Source organism: Streptomyces sp. RLA131, from assembly GCF_056270125.1.
The window spans coordinates 6,647,406-6,671,299 of record NZ_JBWDOQ010000002.1; the positions used below are offsets into that span (position 1 = coordinate 6,647,406).

At 70.2% G+C, this 23,894-nt stretch carries 20 protein-coding genes and 1 pseudogene; 13 read left to right on the plus strand and 8 right to left on the minus strand.

All coding sequences use genetic code 11. The annotated features are described in order from the left end of the window. The first annotated feature begins 16 nt into the window (after nucleotides 1-16). From iolB to RWE79_RS31035, 7 genes are all read left to right on the plus strand, one after another. Complete coding sequence (gene iolB, locus RWE79_RS31005; RefSeq protein WP_475943389.1) at nucleotides 17-904, plus strand: 5-deoxy-glucuronate isomerase; 888 nt, start codon at nucleotides 17-19, stop codon at nucleotides 902-904. Continuing rightward, nucleotides 904-2,778: a 3D-(3,5/4)-trihydroxycyclohexane-1,2-dione acylhydrolase (decyclizing) gene (iolD, locus tag RWE79_RS31010; RefSeq protein WP_475943390.1), complete on the plus strand. Its 1,875-nt coding sequence runs from the start codon at nucleotides 904-906 to the stop codon at nucleotides 2,776-2,778. Before iolB ends, iolD begins: the two co-directional genes overlap by 1 nt. A 147-nt stretch (nucleotides 2,779-2,925) precedes the next feature. Next, nucleotides 2,926-3,681 carry a GntR family transcriptional regulator gene (locus tag RWE79_RS31015; RefSeq protein ID WP_475943391.1) on the plus strand — a complete coding sequence of 252 codons (756 nt, stop codon included), beginning with the start codon at nucleotides 2,926-2,928 and terminating at the stop codon, nucleotides 3,679-3,681. Between the two features lie 96 nt (nucleotides 3,682-3,777). Further along, complete coding sequence (locus RWE79_RS31020) at nucleotides 3,778-4,914, plus strand: ROK family glucokinase (protein ID WP_475943392.1); 1,137 nt, start codon at nucleotides 3,778-3,780, stop codon at nucleotides 4,912-4,914. Continuing rightward, nucleotides 4,911-5,453 (plus strand): hypothetical protein, encoded by a 543-nt coding sequence (locus RWE79_RS31025; protein ID WP_475943393.1) that lies wholly within the window; start codon nucleotides 4,911-4,913, stop codon nucleotides 5,451-5,453. The genes RWE79_RS31020 and RWE79_RS31025 overlap by 4 nt, the downstream gene beginning before the upstream one ends. Before the next feature lie 77 nt (nucleotides 5,454-5,530). Further along, nucleotides 5,531-6,133, plus strand: a complete 603-nt coding sequence (locus RWE79_RS31030) for a DJ-1/PfpI family protein (protein WP_475943394.1) — start codon at nucleotides 5,531-5,533, stop codon at nucleotides 6,131-6,133. Between the two features lie 78 nt (nucleotides 6,134-6,211). Next, nucleotides 6,212-6,766: a GNAT family N-acetyltransferase gene (locus RWE79_RS31035; RefSeq protein WP_475943395.1), complete on the plus strand. Its 555-nt coding sequence runs from the start codon at nucleotides 6,212-6,214 to the stop codon at nucleotides 6,764-6,766. A gap of 81 nt (nucleotides 6,767-6,847) precedes the next feature. Here the strand turns inward: RWE79_RS31035 and RWE79_RS31040 are convergent, their stop codons facing one another. The 5 genes from RWE79_RS31040 to RWE79_RS31060 form a co-directional block, all read right to left on the minus strand. After that, entirely contained in the window at nucleotides 6,848-8,614 is a 1,767-nt protein-coding gene (locus RWE79_RS31040; protein WP_475943396.1) for an RICIN domain-containing protein, read from the minus strand. A gap of 188 nt (nucleotides 8,615-8,802) precedes the next feature. Beyond that, nucleotides 8,803-9,636, minus strand: a complete 834-nt coding sequence (locus RWE79_RS31045) for a carbohydrate ABC transporter permease (RefSeq protein WP_475943397.1) — start codon at nucleotides 9,634-9,636, stop codon at nucleotides 8,803-8,805. Next, a complete protein-coding gene (locus RWE79_RS31050) occupies nucleotides 9,633-10,631 on the minus strand; it encodes a carbohydrate ABC transporter permease (RefSeq protein WP_475943398.1) in 999 nt (332 codons plus the stop codon). The genes RWE79_RS31045 and RWE79_RS31050 overlap by 4 nt, the downstream gene beginning before the upstream one ends. Nucleotides 10,632-10,698: 67 nt before the next feature. After that, complete coding sequence (locus tag RWE79_RS31055; RefSeq protein ID WP_475943399.1) at nucleotides 10,699-11,943, minus strand: sugar ABC transporter substrate-binding protein; 1,245 nt, start codon at nucleotides 11,941-11,943, stop codon at nucleotides 10,699-10,701. A 103-nt stretch (nucleotides 11,944-12,046) separates the two neighbouring features. Continuing rightward, on the minus strand, nucleotides 12,047-14,005 hold the full coding sequence (locus RWE79_RS31060) for a glycoside hydrolase family 127 protein (protein ID WP_475943400.1): 1,959 nt from the start codon (nucleotides 14,003-14,005) through the stop codon (nucleotides 12,047-12,049). Nucleotides 14,006-14,273: 268 nt separating this feature from the next. On the opposite strand from RWE79_RS31060, the gene RWE79_RS31065 reads away from it, so the two are divergent. After that, nucleotides 14,274-15,293: a LacI family DNA-binding transcriptional regulator gene (locus RWE79_RS31065; protein ID WP_475943401.1), complete on the plus strand. Its 1,020-nt coding sequence runs from the start codon at nucleotides 14,274-14,276 to the stop codon at nucleotides 15,291-15,293. Between the two features lie 45 nt (nucleotides 15,294-15,338). After that, a complete protein-coding gene (locus tag RWE79_RS31070; RefSeq protein WP_475943402.1) occupies nucleotides 15,339-15,815 on the plus strand; it encodes a hypothetical protein in 477 nt (158 codons plus the stop codon). A 104-nt stretch (nucleotides 15,816-15,919) separates the two neighbouring features. Here RWE79_RS31070 and RWE79_RS31075 read toward each other — a convergent pair whose 3' ends face one another. Beyond that, the gene (locus RWE79_RS31075) at nucleotides 15,920-17,809 is read right to left on the minus strand and encodes an ABC transporter ATP-binding protein (RefSeq protein WP_475943403.1); all 1,890 of its coding nucleotides are present in this window, start codon (nucleotides 17,807-17,809) and stop codon (nucleotides 15,920-15,922) included. Nucleotides 17,810-18,005: 196 nt separating this feature from the next. On the opposite strand from RWE79_RS31075, the gene RWE79_RS31080 reads away from it, so the two are divergent. The 4 genes and pseudogenes from RWE79_RS31080 to RWE79_RS31095 all read left to right on the plus strand — a co-directional run. Next, the gene (locus RWE79_RS31080; protein WP_475943404.1) at nucleotides 18,006-18,560 is read left to right on the plus strand and encodes a DUF3455 domain-containing protein; all 555 of its coding nucleotides are present in this window, start codon (nucleotides 18,006-18,008) and stop codon (nucleotides 18,558-18,560) included. 134 nt (nucleotides 18,561-18,694) lie between these two features. After that, the gene (locus RWE79_RS31085; RefSeq protein WP_475943405.1) at nucleotides 18,695-20,044 is read left to right on the plus strand and encodes a pectate lyase family protein; all 1,350 of its coding nucleotides are present in this window, start codon (nucleotides 18,695-18,697) and stop codon (nucleotides 20,042-20,044) included. A gap of 57 nt (nucleotides 20,045-20,101) precedes the next feature. Next, the gene (locus RWE79_RS31090) at nucleotides 20,102-20,428 is read left to right on the plus strand and encodes a TetR-like C-terminal domain-containing protein (protein ID WP_475946197.1); all 327 of its coding nucleotides are present in this window, start codon (nucleotides 20,102-20,104) and stop codon (nucleotides 20,426-20,428) included. A 16-nt stretch (nucleotides 20,429-20,444) separates the two neighbouring features. Further along, nucleotides 20,445-20,576, plus strand: a pseudogene (locus RWE79_RS31095) (lipase); the annotation flags it as partial. Between the two features lie 826 nt (nucleotides 20,577-21,402). Here RWE79_RS31095 and RWE79_RS31100 read toward each other — a convergent pair. Both RWE79_RS31100 and RWE79_RS31105 read right to left on the minus strand, forming a co-directional pair. Continuing rightward, nucleotides 21,403-21,696 (minus strand): helix-turn-helix transcriptional regulator, encoded by a 294-nt coding sequence (locus RWE79_RS31100; protein ID WP_475946199.1) that lies wholly within the window; start codon nucleotides 21,694-21,696, stop codon nucleotides 21,403-21,405. After that, on the minus strand, nucleotides 21,642-23,885 hold the full coding sequence (locus tag RWE79_RS31105) for a hypothetical protein (RefSeq protein WP_475943406.1): 2,244 nt from the start codon (nucleotides 23,883-23,885) through the stop codon (nucleotides 21,642-21,644). Before RWE79_RS31105 ends, RWE79_RS31100 begins: the two co-directional genes overlap by 55 nt. Nucleotides 23,886-23,894 lie beyond the last annotated feature (9 nt).

The following is a 23,894-nucleotide window of genomic DNA, read 5'->3' on the forward strand; positions in this document are numbered from 1 at the left end:
AGGGGAGGCTCGGACCATGACCACCGGCACCGAAAACCACCTGGCGGCGGGCAGGGCCGCGGACGGCCCGTACGCCGTCGACATCGACCCCGAGCGGGCCGGCTGGGACCACTCGTCCCTGCGGGTCCTCGAACTGCGGCCCGGCGGGTGGCACGACTTCGCCACCGGCGACAGCGAGTGGATCGTCATCCCGCTCGCCGGCTCGTGCACCGTCGCCGTCGGCGGCGAGACCTTCCGGCTCACCGGCCGGGAGTCCGTCTTCACCGGCGTCAGCGACTTCGCGTACGTCCCCCGGGACGCGCACGTCTCCATCGCCAGCGAGGCCGGCGGCCGCTTCGCCCTGACCGGCGCCCGCTGCGAGCGGCGGCTGCCCGCCCGCTACGGTCCCGCGTCGTCGGTCCCCGTCGAACTGCGGGGGAGCGGCAGTTGCTCGCGCCAGGTCAACAACTTCGGCGCCGCCGGGGTCTTCGAGTGCGACAGGCTGATCGCGGTCGAGGTCGTCACCCCGGGCGGCAACTGGTCCTCCTTCCCGCCGCACAAGCACGACGAGGACCGGGAGGGCGAGTCGCGGCTGGAGGAGATCTACTACTTCGAGATCGCGCGGGCCCACGGCCGGGCGGGCCTGGGCTACCAGCGGGTCTCGCCGTCCGGCAACGGCCGGGGCACCGACGTCCTGGCCGAGGTCCGCGACGGCGACGTCGTCCTGATTCCCGACGGCTGGCACGGCCCGTCGATGGCCGTCCCCGGCCACGACATGTACTACCTCAACGTGATGGCGGGCCCGGGCGCCGAACGCGCCTGGCTGATCTGCGACCACCCCGACCACGCCTGGATCCGCGAGACCTGGCCCGACCTGCCCGTCGACCCCCGCCTGCCCCTCTACACCGCCCCCGAGAGGTCCTGATGAGCCGCAACTCCACCCGCCGCCTGACCGTCGCCCAGGCGCTGGTGCGGTTCCTGGCCGCCCAGCACACCGAACGGGACGGCATCCGCCACCGGCTGATCAGCGGCACCTGGGGCATCTTCGGCCACGGCAACGTCGCCGGGATCGGCCAGGCGCTCGTCGAGGCGCAGGACGTCATGCCCTACCACCAGGGCCGCAACGAGCAGTCCATGGTGCACGCCGCCGTCGGCTACGCCCGCCAGCTCAACCGGCTCTCCGCCCAGGCCGTGACGACCTCCATCGGCCCCGGCGCCACCAACCTCGTCACCGGCGCCGCGCTCGCCACCGTCAACCGGATCCCGGTCCTGCTCCTCCCCGGCGACTCCTTCGCCACCCGGGTCGCCGACCCCGTACTGCAGCAGCTGGAGCACCCGGTCTCCGGCGACATCTCGGTCAACGACGCGCTGCGGCCGGTGTCGAGGTACTTCGACCGCGTCGTACGCCCCGAGTCGCTGATCCCCGCCGCCCTGAACGCCATGCGGGTGCTGGCCGACCCCGCCGAGACCGGCGCGGTCACCCTGGCCATGCCGCAGGACGTCCAGGCCGAGGCCTTCGACTGGCCCGAGGAGTTCTTCGCCGAGCGGATCTGGCACGTACGGCGCCCGGCCGCCGACCCGGCGGCGCTCGCGGACGCCGCGGCGGCGGTGCGCCGGGCGCGCCGGCCGCTGATCGTCGCCGGTGGCGGCATCCACCACAGCGAGGCAGAGGACGCGCTGAAGGCCCTGGCCGACGCCACCGGCATCCCCGTCTCCTCCACCCAGGCCGGCAAGGGCTCGCTGCGCCACGACCACCCCGCCGACCTCGGCGGGATCGGCCACACCGGCACCGCCGTCTCCGACGACCTGGCCCGCACCGCCGACCTGGTCATCGGCGTCGGCACCCGCTACAGCGACTTCACCACCGCGTCCGCCACGCTCTTCCAGAACCCGGACGTGCGCTTCCTCAACCTCAACATCACCTCCTTCGACGCCCACAAGCTGTCCGCCCTCTCGCTGGTCGCCGACGCCCGCTCCGGCCTCGAAGCCCTCGCCGCGGCGCTGGCCGGCCACCGTGTCGACCCGGCGTACGAAGCCGAGTACGCGGCCGGCAAGCAGCGCTGGGGCCGGGTCGTCGAGGCCGCCTACGCCGCCCCCGACCAGGAGGCCCGCCCCACCCAGACCCAGCTGCTGGGCGCCCTGGACTCCGTCGTCGGCGAGGACGACGTGGTCATCAACGCCGCCGGCTCCCTCCCCGGTGACCTGCACAAGCTGTGGCGCGCCCGGGGCCCCCGCCAGTACCACCTGGAGTACGGCTACTCCTGCATGGGCTACGAGATCCCGGCCGGCATCGGCGTCCGGATGGCCGCCCCCACCACGCCGGTCTGGTCGCTGGTCGGCGACGGCACCTATCTGATGATGCCGACCGAGATCGTCACCGCCGTCCAGGAGGGCGTCAATGTCAACCTGGTCCTCATCCAGAACCACGGCTACGCCTCCATCGGCGGACTGTCCTCGCAGGTCGGCGGCGAGCGCTTCGGCACCGCCTACCGCTACCGGGCCGCCGACGGCACCTTCAGCGGCGAGCCGCTGCCGGTCGACCTGGCCGCCAACGCCGCCAGCCTCGGCATGGACGTGATCCGCGCCGCGACGGTGCGCGAGCTGCGCGAGGCGCTGGCGGCCGCCCGCGCCTCCGACCGTCCGACCTGCGTCTACGTCGAGACGGACCCGGCCGCGACCGCCCCCGCCGCCCAGGCCTGGTGGGACGTCCCCGTCGCCGAGGTCGCCGCCCGCCCGGCCGCGATCGAGGCCCGCAAGACATACGAACGCCACGTCGCCGACCGCCGCCACCACCTCTAGCGAGGGCCGTCCGGCGATCGAGGACAACCGTTTACCGGGCCACGACCGAGTGACCGAGGACACCGGCCATGTACACAAGGAGCAGTATGTTCGGACAATGTGATGTCTGAGTTCCATGACAGCGGCGCGGGCCGATACGCTCCCCCCGTGCCCAAGCCACAGTCCGCTCTCATCGACTTCGCCGTGGACCGCTCCAGCCCGGTGCCGCTCTACTACCAGCTCGCCCAACAGCTGGAAGGCGCGATCGAGCACGGCCGGCTCGCCCCGGGCAGCCTCCTGGGCAACGAGATCGAACTGGCCGGACGGCTGGGCCTGTCCCGGCCCACCGTCCGCCAGGCCATCCAGTCCCTGGTCGACAAGGGGCTGCTGGTCCGCCGCCGGGGCGTCGGCACCCAGGTCGTGCACAGCCAGGTCAAGCGCCCGCTGGAGCTGAGCAGCCTCTACGACGACCTCCAGGCCGCCGGCCAGAGCCCCGCCACCCAGGTGCGGCGCAACGAGACGGTGCCCGCCTCCGCCGAGGTCGCCGCCGCGCTCGCCGTCGCCGAGGGCAGCGACGTCGTGGTCCTGGAACGCCTGCGTTCCACCTACGGCGAGCCCATGGCGTACATGTGCAACTACCTCCCCACCGACCTCCTCGACCTCGCCACCGACAAGCTGGAGGCCACCGGGCTGTACCGGCTGCTGCGCGGCGCCGGTGTCACCCTGCACAGCGCCCAGCAGGCCATAGGCGCCCGCAGCGCCAGCGCCGAGGAGGGCGAACTGCTCGCCGAGCAGCCGGGCGCGGCCCTGCTGACCATGCGCCGGACCACCTACGACGACAAGGGCCGCGCGGTCGAGTACGGCACCCACATCTACCGGGCGTCGCGCTACGCCTTCGAGTTCCAGCTCCTCGTCCGCCCCTGAGAGACCGGACGGCGGAGCGCGACGCGGCGCCGGTGAGGCAGAATCGGCGGGGACACCCGCTTGCCATGCCCCCGACCGGAGAGACGGCCAGACCCGATGACCACATACCGCGACCGGTCGTACCGAGGCGCAGTCACCCGCTCGTCGAGCAGCAGCACGCTGCTGAGCACGGTGGGCCGCCGGGAGCGCCGCTCCCACCTGACCGCGCCACGGGTGCCCACGGTGGGCATCGACATCGGCGGCACGAAGGTGATGGCGGGGGTCGTCGACGCGGACGGCAACATCCTGGAGAAGCTGCGCACCGAGACCCCGGACAAGTCCAAGAGCCCCAAGGTGGTCGAGGACACCATCACCGAACTGGTGCTGGACCTGTCCGAACGGCATGACGTGCACGCGGTGGGCATCGGGGCGGCCGGCTGGGTGGACGCGGACCGCTCACGGGTGCTGTTCGCGCCCCACCTGTCCTGGCGGGACGAGCCGCTCAAGGACCGGCTGACCGAGCGGCTGCGGGTGCCGGTGATGGTCGACAACGACGCCAACACCGCCGCCTGGGCGGAGTGGCGCTTCGGGGCCGGCCGGGGCGAGAACGACCTGGTGATGATCACACTGGGCACCGGCATCGGCGGCGCGATCCTGGAGGACGGCCAGGTCAAGCGGGGCCGTTACGGAGTGGCCGGCGAGTTCGGCCATATGCAGGTCGTGCCGGGCGGACACCGCTGCCCCTGCGGCAACCGGGGCTGCTGGGAGCAGTACAGCAGCGGCAACGCGCTGGTCCGGGAGGCCCGGGAGCTGGCGCTGGCCGAGTCGCCGGTGGCGTACGGGATCATCGACCGGGTCGGCGGGAACGTCGGGGACATCACCGGCCCGCTGATCACCGAGCTGGCCCGCGAGGGCGACGCGATGTGCATCGAGCTGTTCCAGGACATCGGCCAGTGGCTGGGCGTGGGCATCGCCAATCTGGCGGCGGCCCTGGACCCGTCCTGCTTCGTCATCGGCGGCGGCGTCAGCGCCGCCGACGACCTGCTGATCGGCCCCGCCCGGGACGCCTTCCGGCGGCATCTCACCGGGCGCGGCTACCGGCCGGAGGCCCGTATCGCCAAGGCGCAGCTCGGCCCGGAGGCCGGGATGGTCGGGGCGGCCGACCTGGCCCGGCTGGTGGCCCGGCGCTTCCGACGCGCCAACCGGCGCCGGGTGGAACGCTATGAACGCCTCGCGGAGGTCTTCGGCAAGTGAGTACCGTACGGGCCACCTCCGTGCCCCCCAGGAAGCCGCCGCGCTGGGTCCAGTGGACGGTCGTGCCGCTGCTGATACTGGTGCCGATCGGCTATGTGCTGATCTCGGCCGCGCAGAGCCACGACGGCGGCGAGGTCAAGCGGCAGCAGGCCGCCGCGTACAAGATGACGTACTGGTGGCCGACCAGGGTGCAGCGGCGCATCTACGAGATCCCCGTCCCGCACGGGTCGCAGCAGGTCGGCTACCTGGAGACCAACTCCTGGGCCACCAGCACGCTCTACGTGAAGTTCAGCACCAGCCCGGGCGGCCTCGACACCTTCCTGGCCCAGGTGGGCACCAGCCGCGAGGCGCTCCGGGACGGCACCGTCACGCTCACCGCCAAGCAGCGGCGGACCTCGCACTGGACCTTCGGCGAGGGCCACGACTGGGCCGGGGTCACGATCAAGCAGCACGGCGACAAGCCGGACCACCGGATCACCGTCGACCTGGTGAACCCGGTCCGGCCGATGGTCTATGTGGCGTCCACGATGAACTTCTGAGACCGCTGCCCGGCGCTGGGGGCGGGACGGCCCGCTCGCGTCCGCTGCCGGCCGCTGTGGGCTGCTTGGATCAGTTAATGAGTGACGGAGAAGTGCGCCAGATCGGAATCCTGCTGTTTCCGGACGTCGAGGAGCTGGACGCGATCGGGCCGTGGGAGGTCCTGTCGTACTGGACGAGGAACTTCCCCGACGACGGCTGGAACGTGTTCTGCGTCTCCGGCAACGGCGGCCCCGTCACGTGCTCGAAGGGCTTGACCGTCCAGGCGCACCACTCGCTGGCCGACATGCCTGCGCTGGAGGTGCTGCTGCACCCGGGCGGCAGGGGGACCCGCCCCCAGCTCAAGGACGCCCAGCACCTGGACTGGGTTCGCGGCCAGAGCCGGACCGTGCCGCTGATGACAAGCGTGTGCACCGGCGCGCTGGTGTTCGCGGCAGCCGGGCTGCTGCGCGACCGTCCCGCCACCACGCACTGGGGCGCACTTGATCTGCTCGCGGAACTCGACCCCACGATCGACGTGCGCGAGGAAGAGCGGTTCGTTGACGACGGTGACGTGATCACCTCTGCCGGTGTCTCGGCCGGCATCGACATGGCTCTCCACCTGGTCGGTCGGCTGGCTTCGCCGGAGCGCGCGCGTGAGGTCCGCCGGGGCATCCAGTACGACCCCCGGCCCCCGGTGTGAGCCCCCGGTGTGAGCCCCCGGTCTGAGCCACCGGACAAAGCCACGCCGTCCGGCCCGCGTCCGTGGCAGAGTTATGGCATGGACCTGCCGCTCCACGTTCCTCGGATGGCCGCCGGTGACGATTTCGTGTTGCGCGCCTGGCAGCTCGGTGACCTGCCGCTGGTCCGTGAAGCGGCCGGCGACGACTACATTCCGCTCATCACGACCGTCCCGGCCGTCTACTCGGACGAGGCCGGGACGGCTTTCATCCGCCGCCAGTGGAAACGGGTGACCGACCGCACCGGCTATCCGTTCGTGATTGTCAGCGTGAAGGCCGACCGGCCTGTCGGGACGGTCGGCCTGTGGTTGCAGGAACGGGGCCAGGGCCGCGCCTCTCTCGGCTACTGGATCGTTGGATCCGCTCGCGGCCGAGGGGCCGCGGCCGCCGCGCTCGGCGCGGTATCCACCTGGGCACTGCGTGATCTGCGGATCCCTCGTCTCCAGTTGCTCGTCGAGCCGTGGAACACCGCTTCGCTCCGCACGGCCAAGCGTGCCGGTTTCCAGCGCGAGGGACTCCTGCGCGACTGGCAGCGGATCGGAGACGGACGACGGGACATGATCATGCATTCGAAGCTGGGCTCGGACGCCGACTGAGGTGCTCGCAGCCCTGTCCATGACGGACGGACCCCGTGCCCGCCTCGGCGGGCAGGCACGGGGCCGTTCGGATGGGGGCGCTCAGCGGGCGGTGAGGGTCCACAGGTGGTCGGCGGTGCCGTTGTCGGTCCACTGGAGGACCTGGGCGCCGGTCGCGGTGCTCATGCCGTTGACGCCGAGCAGGAGGCCGCTGTTGTAGTTGGCGATCTTGTAGTAGCCGTTGCCGTCCGGGATGAGCTGCCAGAGGTGGTCGGCGGTGCCGGTGTCGCCCCAGATGAGAGCGGTGCCTCCGTCACCGGTGCTCATGTTGGTGATGCCGAGCAGCAGGCCGCTCTTCTGATTGACGATCTTGTAGAGGCCCGAGCCCGCGGCAGCCAGGGTCCAGTTCTGGTCGGTGCCGGTGCTGGAGGTGGCCTGTACGACGGCGGTGCCCTGTGCGGTTCCGGCGCTCAGGGTGTCCAGGGCGAGGCCGCTGTTCTTGTTGGTGATCTGGTAGCGCCCCGCCAGCGAGGTGGACGTGCCGCTGGGAGTGACGACCAGGTGGTAGCCGTCGGAGGCGTTCATGGCGACGGGGACGGTGATGGAGCCGTTGCTGACCGTGTAGTCGGCGTCGGAGATGGTGATCGGGGCGGAGACGGCGGTGGTGCGGCCCTTGGAGGGGGTGTACTCCAGCTTGACGTGGACGGTGCTGCCGAAGGACGACAGGGAGCCGAGGCCGTTGACGGTGACCGCGTTGGAGCCGGTGCCGCCGCCGGCGATGACGCTGATCTTCTTGCCGTCGCCGCTGAGCGAGGCGGCGCCGTCGATGCCGGTCTGGGCGGGGGGCGTGGTGGTGAGCATGTTCCCGGACATGTCGCCGTACCACTTGTAGAGCCAGTAGGAGCCGTTGGGTGATCCGCCGGTGTCGGTCAGGGTGTCGCCCAGGGTGCCGTAGTGGTTCCAGAAGGCGAGTTCGGCGTCGTGGACGCCGGCCCGCTCGAACTTGGCGACGTAGCCGACCAGCGGTCCGGGCACACCCACCTCGGTGGGGGTGGCGTACTCCTCGATGGAGATGGGCCGCGGGCTGATGCCGAGGCTGCTCTCCAGGGAGCGGTATGCCGAGACATGGGCGGCGATGTCCTGGCTGCCCCCGAGTTCGTGCCAGGCGATGATGTCCGGGACGGTGCCGCTGGCCTTGGCGTCGGTGAGGAACTGGCTCATCGAGCTCTGGTTCCACCCGGCGTAGCTGGGGCCCTGGACGGGGGTGGTGGTGTCCTTGGTGCGCACCTCCTTGAACGTGCGCGCCCAACCCGCGTCGAAGGCCCCGGCGTTGGTGGTGTCCCAGGTCCAGTCGGGCTCGTTCCACAGCTCGTACGCGCTGATGTTGGTGGCGCCGGACGCCTTCACGGAGGCGACCTGGGTGTCGACGGCGGACAGCCAGTTGCTCCAGCTCACCCACTTGTAGGGGAAGTCGGGATACCAGTCGGGCATCCGGACGACCACCTTGGCCCCGGCGTTGGCAGCCTTGGAGGCGACGACCAGGGCGTCACCCGCCGGTGCCGGTTCGCCGTTGGGCAGCTGCGATCCGCCGGGTGCCATCTGGACGAAGGTGTTCGGCTTCAGCGGCTGGACGAGACTGTCGGCCGGGGTGGCGGCGGTGGCGAGCCCGTAGAGGCTGCCCGTGGCGACATGGGTGACGGACCGCAGGGTCTGGGCGGCGTTGACGACCAGGGTCGTCGACGAGGTGGGGGCGGCGTTGGCGGGTGCGCCGGTGAGGACGCCGGCGGTGGCTGCCAGGGCCGCGACCACAACGGCGGCGGTGCCGCGGCCATGGGGCCGGGTGCGGTGACGGGGGCTCAGGTGTGACATCAGCGGCTCTCCTGAGGATGGGGGCTTGGGTGCGGCGCAGTGGTGGGGGGAGCTGTGGCTGGGTACCGGTGGGCCGGTTGGTCGGAGACCGGACAGCCGTGAGCGTGGCGGCCTGTGCTGTGCGCGGGGCGGGGCCCGGGCGGGGCGCGTTCCCGCTCCGCCGGCGGTTCGGTGGCCGGCATGCCCGGTCAGTCCTTGACCGCGCCCGCGGTGACGCCGGCGGCGACGTAGCGCTGCGCGACGACGAGCAGGACGGTGGCGGGTACCGAGGCGACGACGGCGGTCGCCATGATGGCGTTCCACTCCTGGTTGTTGTTGCCGATGTAGTGGTAGATGCCGAGGGTGATCGGGCGCATTTCGCCGCCGCCGTCGAGGGTGTTGGCGAAGACGAAGTCGGACCAGGCCCACAGGAAGCTGAACAGGGAGACGGTGACGGCGGCGTTGCGGCTGACCGGCAGGACGACGGACCAGAAGGTGCGCCAGGTACCGGCGCCGTCGATGCGGGCGGCCGCGATGAGTTCGCCGGGTATGCCGGACATGAAGGCCGTGAAGATCATGACGGCGAAGGGGACGGCGATGGTGGAGTCCGCGATGATCAGTCCCCACCAGGAGTTCAGCATCCCGCCGCTGAGGAAGACGGCGTAGAAGCCCATGGCCATGACGATGCCCGGGATCATCTGGGCGACCAGCAGGACGAGACTGAGGATGCCGCCGCCGACCGGACGAAGCTTGGCCAGGGCGAAGCCGGCCGGGGCGGACAGGGCGAGGGTGACGACGACGGTGCCGACGCCGATCAGCAGGCTGGTGGCCAGATAGGGCAACTGGTCCCGCAGAACCGCGTGGTAGCCCTCGAAGGTGGGGTGGAGCGGGAGGAGGTCGGGCGGGCTCTTGCGCATGTCCTGCTGCGGGGTGAGGGACACGTTGACCATCCAGTACACCGGGAAGAGCATCAGTGCGGTGAGCAGGAGGGCGATGGCGGTACTGCCGGGCGAACGCCGGACCCGGTTGGTGTTCGAGGTCATGATTCCTGCCTCCTCTGGACGCGGATGTAGAGCAGTCCGAAGACGAGGGCGATGAGGATGAGGATGTTGCCGACGGCCGCGCCGGGACCGAACTTCGGGAGCAGCGAGCCGAATCCGAGCCGGTAGGACCAGGTGGCCAGGGTGTTCGAGGCGTCGCCGGGGCCGCCCTTGGTCATGATCCAGATCAGGTCGAAGACCTTGAGGGTGTAGATGAGGCCGAGCAGCACGGTGATGGCGGAGACCGGTCGCAGCAGCGGGAAGGTGATGTGTCGGAACTGCTGCAGGCGGCCGGCGCCGTCCAGCGCGGCGGCCTCGTAGAGCTCGGCGGGAATGTTCTGCAGGCCGCTGTAGAGGATCACCAGGTTGAACGGGATGCCGATCCAGATGTTGGCGATGATGACGGACGTCAGCGCCCAGTCGGGTGAGGTGAGCCAGTCGACCTGGCCGACGCCGGCCAGGTGCAGTGCGTAGTTGATCACCCCGGACTCGCTGTTGAACATCCACGACCAGGTCGACGCGGAAACGATGAGCGGCAGCAGCCAGGGGATCAGGAACAGCGCTCTGAGGGTGGCCGCGAGCGGGAAGCGGCGGTTGAAGAAGACCGCCAGGCCGAGGCCGGCCGTGTACTGGAACAGGATCGACGCGAGCGTGAACACCATGGTGTTGCGCAGCGCCGGGCCGAACGTGGGGTCGTCCAGAACGCGCGAGAAGTTGTCCCAGCCGGAGAAGGCCGCGTTGTTGTCCACGAACGACCGGACCGTGTAGTCGCGCAGACTCAGGTCGAGATTGCGGTAGAGCGGATAGACGTAGAAGGCGGTGAGATAGACGGCCAGCGGTGCGATGAACGTCCAGGCGGTCAGCCGGCTCTTACGCTGCTGGCGCCGCCGACGCGACTGCGCGTCGCGCCGGTCGGCACCGGTGTCCGCCGCTTGGCCGTCAGTGGTTCCGGACACGGCCTCGGACCGCTGAGCACGGTCAGCATGGGCAGTGGTCATGCGGGGACTCCTCAGTGGGACACGGGGTGGCGATGTCCGGACAGCACGTACGGCAGCCGCGGCGGCGTCAGCCGGTGTGGGCGGCCTGCTGCGCGGCGTCCAGGGCCGCCTGGGGGGTCTTGCCGCCGGACAGTCCTGCCTGTACCGCCGCCCACAACTGCTGCGAGATGACGGGGTACTTGACGCCCAGTCCGCCGCTGGTGCGGCCCCGGGCCGCCGCCACCGCTGTCACCCAGGGCTTCAGCTTCGCGTTCTGCGCGACCTGCTGGGCCTGCACTGCCGCGGTCGGGGCGATGTACGACAAGGTGGTGTCGGTGGCCAGCAGGTTCTTCGCGCTGGTCAGGCAGGTGACGATCTTCTTGCTCACGGCGTAGCGCGAGGTGTCCTTCTGCACGGGGACGGTGACGAACTCGCCGCCGGTGGGGACCGGGGCGGCGCCGCCGCTCCTGGCCGGGATGCTGATCACGCCGTACTTGAAGCCGGCCTTCTCGGCGTTGGCGAGCTGCCAGGTGCCGTTCTCGCCGAAGGCGTAGTCGCCGGTGGCGAACTCCTGCCAGCTGGTGGTCTGCGTGTTGTTCAGCACGTCGTGCGGCGCGAGGCCGTCGGCGACCCATCCCTTCCACAGCGACAGGGCGGCCACGCCCTGGGCGGCGTCGAGCTTGGTGAGGTCACCGCCCGCGCCCCAGAACCAGGGCAGGAACTGGAAGCTTCCCTCCTCGGTGCCGATCGCGGAGAAGGTGATGCCCTTCTTGCCGGCCGACTTGACCTTCTTCAGGGCGGCGGTGAGCGAGGCCCAGTCCTTGATCGAGGCGGGGTCGACGTGGGCGGCCGACAGCACGGACGCGTTGTAGTACAGCGCCAGGGTGTTCGCGCCGATCGGCACGCCGTAGGAGGCACCGTCCACCGTTCCGGCGCCGATGACGTTCTTCTGGATCGACGTGGTGTCCAGCCCGATGTCGCTGCTCTTGGTCAGGATCCCGGCCTCCACCAGGGTGGAGACCACGGGGTTGTCCACGAGCATCACGTCGGGCGCGTTGCCCTGCTGGGCGGCGAGCAGCGCCTTGTTGCCCAGGTCCGTGGTGTCGTACCCGGTCCGCTTGACCGTGACGCCGGCCTGGGTGCCGCACTTGGCCACCTGCTTGCCCCAGGCGGAGGACGCGTCGAACTGCGGGTAGGGGTCCCAGAAGGTGTACCGGGCGGACTTGCCGGAGGACGTGGTGCCGGTGCCGGAACCACCGCTGCAGGCGGTGACGGAGGCGAGGGCGCCGACGGCGACAGCGGCGGCGAGGAGGTTACGACGGGTGTGTCTCACGGGGATGACCTCGTTGTCATGAGTGCGATTCGTCCCGGAGGAGCCGGGGCGGGGTGACAGGGGGTGGCGCGATACCGACGGGTCGCGCCGGCTGATGGGTCGTTCAGGAAGTGGGCAGCCAGACGCGCATGCTGCCGCTGCGCCGGTTGGCCCAGTGCGAGTAGGGGATCGCGGTGAGTTCGACGGGCTCACCGGACGGCGGCGCGGTGTCGGGGCCGCCGCCGGTGGACCGGTAGGGCCACCAGTCGGCGGCCGGGAGGTGCCGGCGGTGGCCGGCGGCCACCACGGTGGTGACGCCGCCGAGCAGATCCGGTCGGTGCTTCACGCCGAGCGGGCGGGTGGTGTCGAGGACGATGTCGTCCAGTCCCCCGCCGGGGTGGTCCACCTGCTCCAGGCAGTACACCAGCGGGCCGCGCTCGATGGCCACGCAGCCGCGTACGGCATCCGCCCTGGGGTCGGCGGCGGTGAACCGGGGCTCCATGTCGAGTTCCAGGAAGACCTGCTCGCCCGGCGCCCACGGGCGCTCCAGGCGCAGCCAGCCCTCCGTGACGGGGGCGTCCGTCTGGTCGTAGGTCCGGTCGCCGCACCGGACCCGGTACGTACGGCACCACTGCGGAACGCGCAGTGACAGGGTCCAGGGCCGGTCCGCCGGGCTCTCCTCGACCGTCAGGGTGATCGCGCCGTGCCAGGGGTAGTCGGTGCGGGCGCTCACGGCGACGGGGGCGCCGTCGAGGTCACCGCGGTAGCGGCCGGTGACGTACTGGTGGATCTGCAGGCCCTGCCCGTCGGCGGAGGACAGGTAGTGCTCCAGGCCGGCCAGCAGCCGCATGGCGTTCGGGGGGCAGCACGCGCAGCGGAACCAGCGGGTGCGGCGGGCCGACTGGTCACCGCCGGGGTCCGTGTGCCCGTCGCGGACCTGGAGGGGGTTGACGTACAGCCAGCTCTCCCCGTCCAGGGAGACACCCGCCAGGAAGCCGTTGTACAGGGTGCGCTCGATCAGGTCGCTGTAGCGGGTCTGTCCGGTGAGCAGGGCCATGCGCCAGCTCCACTGGATCGAGGCGATGGCGGCGCAGGTCTCGCAGTAGGCGCGTTCGGTGGGCAGCTCGAACGGGTCGCCGAAGTCCTCCTTGTCGTGGTGGGCGCCGAGCCCGCCGGTGATATGGGTCTTGGTGGTGGTCATCGCCTGCCACAGCCGCTCGGTGGCCGCGCGCAGTCCTGCGTCGCCCGTCTCGGCGGCCAGGTCGGCCGCGGCCGCCAGCAGGTAGAGCTGGCGTACGGCGTGGCCCTCGACGTCGACCGCGTCGCGCAGCGGCACGCGGTCCTGGCAGTAGGCCTCGCCGCCGAGCAGGCCGTGGCCGAAACGGTCCACGAAGTAACCCGCCAGGTCCAGGTAGCGGCGTTCGCCGGTCTCCCGGTACAGCTCCACCAGTGCCGTCTCGACCTCGGGGTGGCCGTCGACGCCGTCGATGGGCTTGCCGCTGCCCGGCGGCCCGAAGACCGAGTCGATGTGGTCGGCGAAGCGGCGTGCCACGTCGAGGAGTTCGTCGCGTCCGGTGGCCCGGTGGTGGGCGACCGCCGCCTGGATCAGGTGTCCCGCGCAGTACAGCTCGTGGCCCCAGCGCAGGTCCCGGTAACGCTCGCCGCCCTTGACCAGCTGGAACCAGGTGTTGAGATAGCCGTCGGGCTGCTGGGCGGCGGCGACGAGGGCGATGACGCGTTCCACGTCGGAGGCCAGTGCGTCGTTCTCCGACGGGTCGTCCCCGGGCTGGGCGAGCTGCCAGGCGGCGGCCTCCAGCCACTTGTAGATGTCCGTGTCCACGAACGGGTACGCGCCCTGGAACTCGCCGTCGGCCGTGCCCGCCGCCAACCGCAGATTGTGCAGATTCCCTGCGGACTCCAGCAGTTCCGGCCCCTGGGGTATGGAGGTGCGCGCGTTGACCTCGCGGCGCGTGTGCCAGAAACCGGCGCGCACCTCCGCGGCGGCGGGCCGCAGCGTCGTGTGGGCACCCGGACCGGGACGGACCGGACCGGTGACGGGCGAGGTGGAGCGTGTGCGGGGCATGGCTCTCCGAAGAGGTCGGGGGTCGGCGACTCGACGAAGTCCCGGCGTGTCGGGCTGTCGGTGCGGCTACCCGTCGCTTCCTGCAGCCTGTTCGGCCACCTGTGCGACTCATTGAGCAAACGTTTTTCTGGTGGAAACGTAGATAGCCCCCAGGTGCCAGTCAAGACGTGCACCCGAGGTATTTTCTGTTTGTGGCCCGGGGCTGGTCAGCGCAGGGGAACGCTGTCAGGATGTAGCTCGCCACCATCACCAAGGAAAAGGATTGCTCGTGGCCCACGCTCCACGTACTCCCATCTCAGGCCGGGCGAAGCTCGCCGATGTCGCCACACTGGCCGGCGTCAGCGTGGGGACGGCCTCGAAGGCGCTGAACGGGAGCGGCAGGATGCGCCCCGAGACGCGGCAACGGGTCCTGGCCGCGGTGGAGACGCTCGGGTTCCGGCCCAACCAGCACGCGCAGAGCCTGCACACCGGCCGGAGCTGGACGGTCGGGCTGATGACCACCGACGGCATCGGCCGCTTCAGCACCCCCGTACTGCTCGGCGCCGAGGACGCGCTCGGAGCCGGGAAGATCTCCGTCCTGCTGTGCGACACCCGTGGCGACGCCATCCGGGAACAGCACCACCTGACCAACCTCATGGACCGTCGAGTGGACGGCATCATCGTCACCGGCCGCCGCACCGACGCCCGCCCTCCCCTGAAGGGGGTGGAGCCCATCCCCACGGTCTACGCCCTCTCCCCGTCCACGGACGAGGCCGACATCTCCGTGATCTCCGAGGATCGCAGCGGAGCCCGGCTGGCCGTCGAGCACCTGATCGCCACCGGCCGTACCCGGATCGCGCACGTCACCGGCCCGGCACACCACGCGGCCGCCCGGGACCGCGCCGGCCACACGGTCGAGCTGCTGGAGAGCTCCTCGCTGAGCCTGGCGACCGGGCGCGTCCACTTCGGCGAGTGGAGCGAGGCATGGGGACGCCGTGCCGCCGACGCGGTCCTGCGCACGGCGCCGGACACGGACGCCTTCTTCTGCGGCAACGACCAGATCGCGCGGGGCGTCGCGGACGCCCTGCGCGAGCGAGGCGTGAACGTCCCCGGACAGGTCGCGATCGTCGGCTACGACAACTGGGACACCATGGCCCTGGCCTCCCGCCCGCCCCTGACCACGATCGACATGGACCTCGGCGAGATCGGCCGGACGGCCGCCCTGCGACTGCTGGATGCCATCAACTCGGAGCCCGAGCCGGGCCTGCACACCGTTCCGTGCCGCCTGGTGGTCCGCGAATCCACCTGAGCCGTCGCCCGGCTCATCCGGCCGCGAGAGCGGTGGCACGAGAGCGTGCGGGCCGGTTCGACGACGTGCGCCCTCCGCGGGGCCGTGGTCCGGCCCTGGAGCATCGCCGCCGGGCTGGCCCTCGGCACCCCCCTCATCGCTTCCCCCCGCATCCGCCCGTACGTCACCACGGCCGGCATGCTGTGGCTCACCGTCAGCGCCGCCGCAGTCCAGGCCATCCACCACCACCGTCCCAGCGACGTACTGGGGGCCACAGTGCTGGCCTGCGCCTGCTACAGCCTCGCGGAGCGGCTGCTGCCCCCCGCCACCGCACCAGGCATCACGCGGCGCCCTCGTGCGCTGCCGGCCATCACCCTGGCACTGTCAGCAGCCGGCGCGCTCGTCGCCGGCGCACGGGACGACTCCGTCACGCAATCGCTGGTCTACGCGGCAGTGGCCTTCCTGTGCGGGGTCCTGTTCTGGATCACCGCAGCGGAGAGGCCCGCACCCACCGCATGCCGCACACGCCCCGCACCGAACTGATCACCCGCCCGGCTCCGGGCAGAAACCGCCGCATCCTGGCAAAGCGGCGGTCCGACACCACCGCCCGGTCGTAGACGCCGTCGACGCCCGAGCGGGCAGTTGGGTCAGCGGGCGGGCTGCGCCTCCTCCGTCTGCGGGCGCTCGAACTGGGTGCGGTAGAGCTCTTCGTACCGGCCTGCGGCGGCCAGCAGTTCGGTGTGGGTCCCGCGTTCGACGATCCGGCCCTGCTCGATGACCAGGATCAGGTCGGCGGCCCGTACGGTGGAGAGCCGGTGGGCGATCACCACGGCGGTACGGCCCTCCAGCGCCTCGCCAAGGGCCTCCTGGACGGCTGCCTCGGAGGTGGAGTCGAGATGGGCGGTCGCCTCGTCGAGGATGACGACCCGCTGGCGGGCCAGCAGCAGCCGGGCGATGGTCAGCCGCTGCCGCTCGCCGCCGGAGAGCCGGTAACCGCGTTCGCCCACGACGGTGTCGAGGCCGTCGGGCAGCGAGGCCACCAGCCCGTCGAGGCGGGACCGGCGCAGGGCGTCCCAGATGTCGTCCTCGGTGGCGTCGGGGCGGGCCAGGAGCAGGTTGGCGCGGACGGACTCATGGAAGAGGTGCCCGTCCTGGGTGACCATGCCGAGGGTCTCGCGGATCGAGTCGGCGGTCAGGTCGCGTACGTCGACCCCGTTCAGGCGTACGGAACCGGTGTCGGCGTCGTACAGCCGCGGCAGGAGCTGCGCGATCGTGGACTTGCCCGCGCCGGAGGAGCCGACCAGGGCGACCATCCGTCCGGGTTCGGCGCGGAAGGAGACGTCGTGCAGGACCTCGGTGCCGCCACGGGCGTCGAGGGTCGCGACGCTTTCCAGGGAGGCGAGGGAGACCTTGTCGGCGGAGGGGTAGCCGAAGGAGACCCCGTCGAACTCCACGGACACCGGACCGTCCGGCACCCGGCGGGCGTCCGGCTTCTCGGCGATCAGCGGTTTCAGGTCGAGGATCTCGAAGACCCGCTCGAAGCTCACCAGGGCGCTCATCACCTCGACCCGGGCGCCGGCCAGTGAGGTCAGCGGGGCGTAGAGGCGGGTGAGGAGCAGGGCGAGGGCGACGACGGCTCCCGGGTCGAGGCTGTCGCGCAGCGCGTAGTAGCCGCCGAGCCCGTAGACCAGGGCCAGTGCCAGGGAGGACACCAGCGTGAGCGCCGTGATGAACGCCGACTGGGCCATGGCGGTACGGATGCCGATGTCGCGCACCCGGCGGGCGCGGGCGGCGAATTCGGCGGACTCGTCGGCGGGGCGTCCGAAGAGCTTGACGAGCGTCGCGCCGGGGGCCGAGAAGCGCTCGGTCATCTGGGTGCCCATGGCGGCGTTGTGGTCGGCGGCCTCGCGCTGCAGCCTCGCCATCCGGGAACCCATCCGGCGGGCGGGGACAACGAATACCGGCAGCAGGACGAGGGCGAGCAGGGTGATCTGCCAGGAGATGCTGAGCATCACGGCGAGGGTCAGCAGCAGGGTGACGAGGTTGGAGACCACGCCGGACAGGGTGTTGCTGAAGGCCCGCTGGGCACCGATGACGTCGTTGTTGAGCCGGCTGACGAGCGCCCCGGTCCGGGTGCGGGTGAAGAAGGCGACCGGCATCTTCTGGACGTGGTCGAAGACCGCCGTACGCAGATCGAGAATCAGCCCCTCACCGAGAGTGGCCGACAGCCGGCGGGTGAGCAGTCCGAGCCCCGCCTCCGCGACGGCGATGACGGCGATGAGCAGCGCCAGCCGCGTGACCGTGCCGCTCTCCCGGCCCTGGACGATCGCGTCGACGACGCGGCCGGCGAGCACCGGAGTGGCCACCGCGAGCAGGGCGGTGACCACGCTGAGCAGCAGAAAGCGGTACATCTGGCGGCGGTGCGGCCGTGCGAAGGAGACGATGCGACGCAGGGTGACCCGGGAGATGGGCCTGCGCTCCTGTTGGGCGGTCATCACGCCGTGCATCGATGTCCACGCGGTGGCTTCCATGTCCATGGGGGTTCCTCCGGAATTCTGGCGTGCCGACGCTCGGTTCCCGTCGGCCGACGTGGCCCGGGGCGCACGCAGAACGTTAAAGCCTTAACCGGACTTGAGGTCAATGAATTTGTCCCGGACCCGGCGAGATCAGTACTTCGGCCGCCGCGCCCGTAAACCTCCCGGAAGAACGATCACGAAACGGGAGACCACCACCATGAAGCACGCCAAGCGCCTCGCCCTCGCCGGCGCCTGCCTGGCCACGGCCGGAGCGGCCCTCCTCGTGACGGCCACCTCGGGCCAGGCCGCCGCGACCGCGCATCCGCTCCCGCCACTGACCGGCATCCCCGCCGCGCTCCAGGTCCCGGACGGCAACCAGCGCGTCGCGGTCCTGGACGCCAAGGGTGTCCAGACCTACACCTGCGTCAACGGCGTGTGGACCTTCCTCGAGCCCGCGGCCACCCTCTGGGAGAAGGCCGACCGCGCCAAGCAGCCCGTGGCCCTCCACTCCCGTGGTCCCGTCTGGATATCCACCCGCGACGGCAGCGCCGTCAACGCCGCCGCCGCGGCCAGCGTCCCCCGCGACGGCGCCGTCCCCGAACTCCTCCTCAAGGCCACCGCCACCCGCGGCAAGGGCCTCTTCAACGATGTCTCCTACATCCAGCGCCTCCGCACCCGCGGCGGCCTCGCCCCCACCACCTCCTGCACCGGCACCGACCAGATCGGCGTGCCCTACTCCGCCACATACGCCTTCTACGCCCCGGCGAGCTGAGCCCGACCTCGGGGATCGGGTCCGGACGGTGGGTCGATGTCGCACAAATATGCTGGTGGGCGGCAACCTTTCGGCGCGCGGTGACTACTGACGAGTCAAGAAGATCGTTCGCTCCACCGTAAGGACCCATCCCCGTGGCATCCCGCACTCACCGCCGTTCGCTGCGCACCCGGCGTACCGCTCTGGTCGCCGCCGCAGCCGTGGCCGCCGCCGGACTCGGCGCGATCCCGTTCGTCATGCAGGCGAACGCCGCGACCGACCTCGCCCACCAGGTGCTGCCCGCCAAGGACGGCTGGGCGGCCAGCGGCACCGGCACGACCGGCGGCTCGACGGCCGACTCGGCGCATGTCTACACGGTGTCGACCAGGGCCCAGCTGGTAGCGGCGCTCGGCAGCTCCACGAACACCACCGCGAAGATCATCCAGGTCAAGGGCACGATCACCGCGAACACCGCCACCTGCGACAGCTACGCCTCCGGTACGGGTTACAGCCTGGCCTCCTACCTCAAGGCCTACGACCCGTCGACCTGGGGCCGTTCCAAGGTGCCGTCCGGCACCCAGGAGACCGCCCGCGCCGCCGCGCAGGCCAACCAGGCGAAGAGCGTCGTCTTCACCGTGCCGTCGAACACCACCATCGTGGGCGTCCCCGGCACCGGCGCCACGATCCTCGGCGGCAGCCTGCAGCTGAAGAACGCCGACAACATCATCGTCCGGAACCTGACCTTCAAAAGCCCCGAGGACTGCTTCCCGCAGTGGGACCCCACGGACGGCTCGACGGGCAACTGGAACTCCGCGTACGACGCCGTCACGCTGCGCACCACGACCCACGTCTGGGCCGACCACAACACCTTCACCGACGGCCCGGTGCTCGACAGCGCCAACAAGACCTACTTCGGCCGCGAGTACCAGGTCCACGACGGCCTGCTGGACGTCACCAAGAGCTCGGACCTGGTGACCATCGAGCGCAACCGGTTCACCAACCACGACAAGACCACGCTGATCGGCAGCAGCGACAGCGAACCCTCCGGCAAGCTGCGGGTCTCCATCCACCACAACGTCTATGCCGGGATCGTGCAGCGGGCTCCGCTGACCCGCGTCGGCCAGGTGCACATCTACAACAACTACTACGACACGACGAAGCTCAACGGCTACGCCCACAGCTACACCGTCAACTCCCGGGCCGGCGCGCAGATCGTGCTGGAGAACAACTACTGGAAGCTCTCCGCCGACCGCAAGGTCTCCCTGCTCGTCAACGGCGACGGCACCGGCGCCATCGCGGGCAGCGGCAACCTCGTCAACGGCACGGTCACCGACGTGGCCGCCGCCTACAACGCCGAGGCGAGCTCCTCCAAGAAGCTCAAGACCACCGTCAGCTGGGCCCCCCACCTGTACGCGGGCCGGGAGTCCTCCGCCAAGAACCTGCCGACCTCCCTGGCGACCACCACGGGCGCGGGCGTGCTCAACTCCGCCGGCACGGTCGGCTGACGCCTCGTCACGCCGCACGCCGTGGCACAGGACCTCGTACGGTCCTGTGCCACGGTCATGTTGTGGCTCGCTTTGTACTCCGCGCTTACGGTCCGGATCACACGGGCGTACAGACGCGGGGAGGCATCTGCCGCCGACCAGGCAGCCGGAGTTGCTGCCGGCGCTGCTGCGCGCCTGCGGGGTCGGGCTCCGTACCCGGAGACGCGACCGAGGCCTGGGGCCGGCCTGCTGACCGGACTCCAACCGCACGTCTTCCACGGCTACGTCAGCCTGGAGATGGCGGGAGGGTTCAGCCACAGCACCCCCGACGCGCAGGAGAGCTGGTCACGGATCCTGGACGCCCTCGACGCCCTGCTGCGGAACTGGGCCCGCACCCTGATGTGACCAACAGGCGGAGACAATGCAGACCAAGCACAACTGGATCACCACACCCGTCACCGCGGACCTCCTGCGCGGTGCCCTCGACCTGGAGCACACCGCGCACGGTGTGCTGCCGCGCCGGCTGCCCGCCCGGGCCCGCGCCCAGTGCGCCGGCCCGGTCGACCCCGCGAGGATCTCCGAACTCATCGGCTCCCTCGGAGTCCGCCCACCGCGCCGGGCGGGCTGAGCGAAGTACTCAGCGCCTACGCTCCGGTCGTTCAAGTCTCTCCAGGCCAAGGAAAAGCTGGCCCTCGGGCCGGATTACATTGACTCCGGCTACGTCCTGGTGGACGAGGTGGGGGAGGTCCGGAACATCAAGCAACTCCGTCGGCGGGCATATCGGATCATGGCGCTTCCGGGGCTACGTCAGGTGCGCCTGTACGACGCTCGGGCGTCCTGCTTCACCTACCTCGCCAATATGGGCGTGCCGGACCACCTGTTGGCTCGATGGGCGGGACACACGAACGTCCTGACCACCAAGAGGTGGTACGTCAAGCCGGGCGTGGAGGATCTTCGTGGAGCTGCCACAGTGTGGGGTGGGCTGCATGGGTCCGGGGACGACATACCGCGCGGTCGTGAGAGATTGTGAGATATGAGAGCGTGAGGCGGATGAGCGAGACGACGCAGCAGACCCTCCAATACCGCTTTGACGGGCCAGAAGACGCCCCGGTCCTCGTGCTGGGCCCCTCACTGGGTACCACCTGGCACATGTCGTAGAAACCGTCCACGGGCGTCCAGTTGGTCCAGGGCGAGCGTGTAAGTCCAGGTCAGGGCCTTGTGACGCGACAGCGTCTGCGGGGTTGGTGACACGCCTGTGATCGCTCGTGACACGTGAGGACCCCCCGTCGGCTTGCTCCGGAGGGGGCCCTGCGTAGACGGGGACCTGATACGACGACGCCCCGCCGGCTTGCTGCGGCGGGGCGTCGTCGTGCAGTTGGTCATGACAGATTGGGGCTTGCACTGGAGGCTCCGTTGTACTCCGGCTCGCCGCTCTCGAGTACGCGGAGGAGTGAGGCGGTGACGACGCGGGCGGCGCGGCCTAGTGGTAGCACGCGGCATGGGAATTCTCCGCGGCGAACGAGGTCGTAGCTCTTCGATCTCGAGAAGCCGAACGCCTCGGCGGCGTCCTTGACGCTCGCCGTTCCACTCCACCTCGGGCCCCGCCGGACGAACTGCGTCAGACGGGTTCCGTCATCTCCTCCATGAGCTCGGGCAGTCTGCGCAGCCTGGATAGCGTCTGGTTCAGGAGGCGCACGGTCCTATCGGCCTGGTGTCGGCCGATGGGTTGGGCGACAGACGCCGCCCGGCTCTGGTCGGCGAGGTAGCCGAGGAGTTCGCCGACTTCGGCGGAGGCCGCGTGCAGGCCACGGATTCGCTCCTCGACCCGGGTCACCAGTGTCTCAAGGGTTAGCGGTTCCTCGGGCGAGGGCATGGGGCTATCGGCTTCGTCAGTCTCATCGGTGGCGGGCGCTTCGGACTGGGCCGAGACTGCAGGGGCGGGCGGCGCCGCGGTGGGTTGCACAGGGGCTGATGTCACGAGTGAGGGCGTTGGTGTCATGGGTGAGAGCGCGGGCAGTGTAGGCGAAGGGAGGGGGGTGGGCACCGTCGCCGTGGTGAGCAATGGTGGTGCAGAATGCACTGTCTTGCGGGGCCGGGTACCGGTGTCCTTGGGGAATTCGCTGTCGAACCAGAGCGGTGTCATCTCCCGCCCCACCATCTCCTTGCCGGAGCTGCTGACGCGCCAGGGCCGTCGGTCTCCGTCGTCCATGGCTGCGGCCAGCGACTTCAGTACGCCGACTGCCATCATCCGGCTCTTTTCGTGCCGCAGGGCCTGCAGGCAGTTCATGACGGTCCTGCGAGATCGGCGAATCCGTTCCCCTGCGTCGCCGATCGCCTCCTGGCCGTCGAGTGAGCCTCGGTCGGCCTCGATGATGCCGAAGGAAGCCAGCCAGTGCGCCGCCCGATAGGACACCAGTTCGTCGAATGCGTCGTCATCGGTGTCCGCTGCAGCGAGCAGATCTGGCAGCCTGCGTCCGGAGAGGACGATTCCCTCCCGGGACCGGGTCGAGAAGACCTGACCCACGCGTGGGTTCCATGGTGCCGGGTAGCTCTCGGAGGTCAGTGCGGACCACGTGCGGGCCCGCTGGTTGATTTCCCCCGACTTGAGCTGAGATGGTGGGTTTTCGCTGAGCGCCCGCCGCAGTAGATGACGTTTCCGCGGATCCACCGGAAACAGTTCCTGCAGCAACCTCATGGAGCGCAGGTCTCGCAGCTCGGAGACCGTCATGTCCGCCGACGCGCCCGAGAGTTCACGGATCGGCGCGAGCCCGGAAAGGACCTCTGCCGTTTTTTCGTCCATAACCTGTTGCGCCACGTACATCCCGAGAACGCTCCGCCCCAGCGCGCGCGAGCGGTCGAGGGCGTCGAACTCCAGCGGCGGGTGGACGTGATCGCGCCGGTTGTTCATCTGCACGATGCGGTAGAGCCGCTGCGGAGTGGGGGTGCCGATCACCAGATGCGCGTCCACCACGGCGATGGCCGCGGCGCGTCGCGCCCGTGAGCCGTTTGTCGGATCCAGTTCACCGTCGCCCGTCTCCGCGAACTCCCTGTTGAGTACGGCGGAGAATTTAGGGAGCCAGTCACGAGGGTCGCAGATGATCTCGTCCCCCTCTCGCTCCAGTTTCTCCGCCGGGACACCGGCCAGCACTTCACTGGATGTCAAACGAAAGATCGACTGCCGCTTCTGTGTGCGATTATTGCCTCGAACTGCCATCCACCCCCAATAGGCGTCCGGGTAAAGAGGGTTGCCGTCAGATCCCCTCTCCGGGTTCTTCTCGATCCTCACCTGCTGGGGAACGTACATCCCGGGGTCTTGTTGCCCGTTGAGGACGAGGTCTTCCTCAAGGTCGTAAGGGCGGACGCGGTCTCGCCTCTTCAGTTCGTCCGCCGCGTCCTCGGCGTTCATGATCAACATGCGCCGGTTGGCCACGACGCTTTCGAGTGCGGCGAAACACTTCTTGCGTCCATCGTCGTCGACACCCATCCATGGCCGGACCGAAGCCAAGGTCCTCTCGGTCTCCCGGCCGACCGTCGGATCCGCGACGGAGCGCCAGATTGAGCTGATCCGTTCGTTGTGTCCCCACTGCACACCGCCGACGCCGTGCATCCGGACGACGGCGACGACCATGTCACCGGCGTCTGTGCGGATACGCCGGACCGCGCTTGTCTTGAGCGTGCGCACACCGTGGGCGTCGGGCTCACTCAGCGTGTCATCGGGATCAACGATGAAGGGGGCGACGTTCTCCAGTGCACCACGGGGCAGATTCACCCCCTCGGTCGCCAGCACGGCCTTGATCCATGCCTCTTGATTCTCACGGGATACCGGAATCGGAAACGGTCCATCGACATTGACCTCGCTCATGCTCTACCT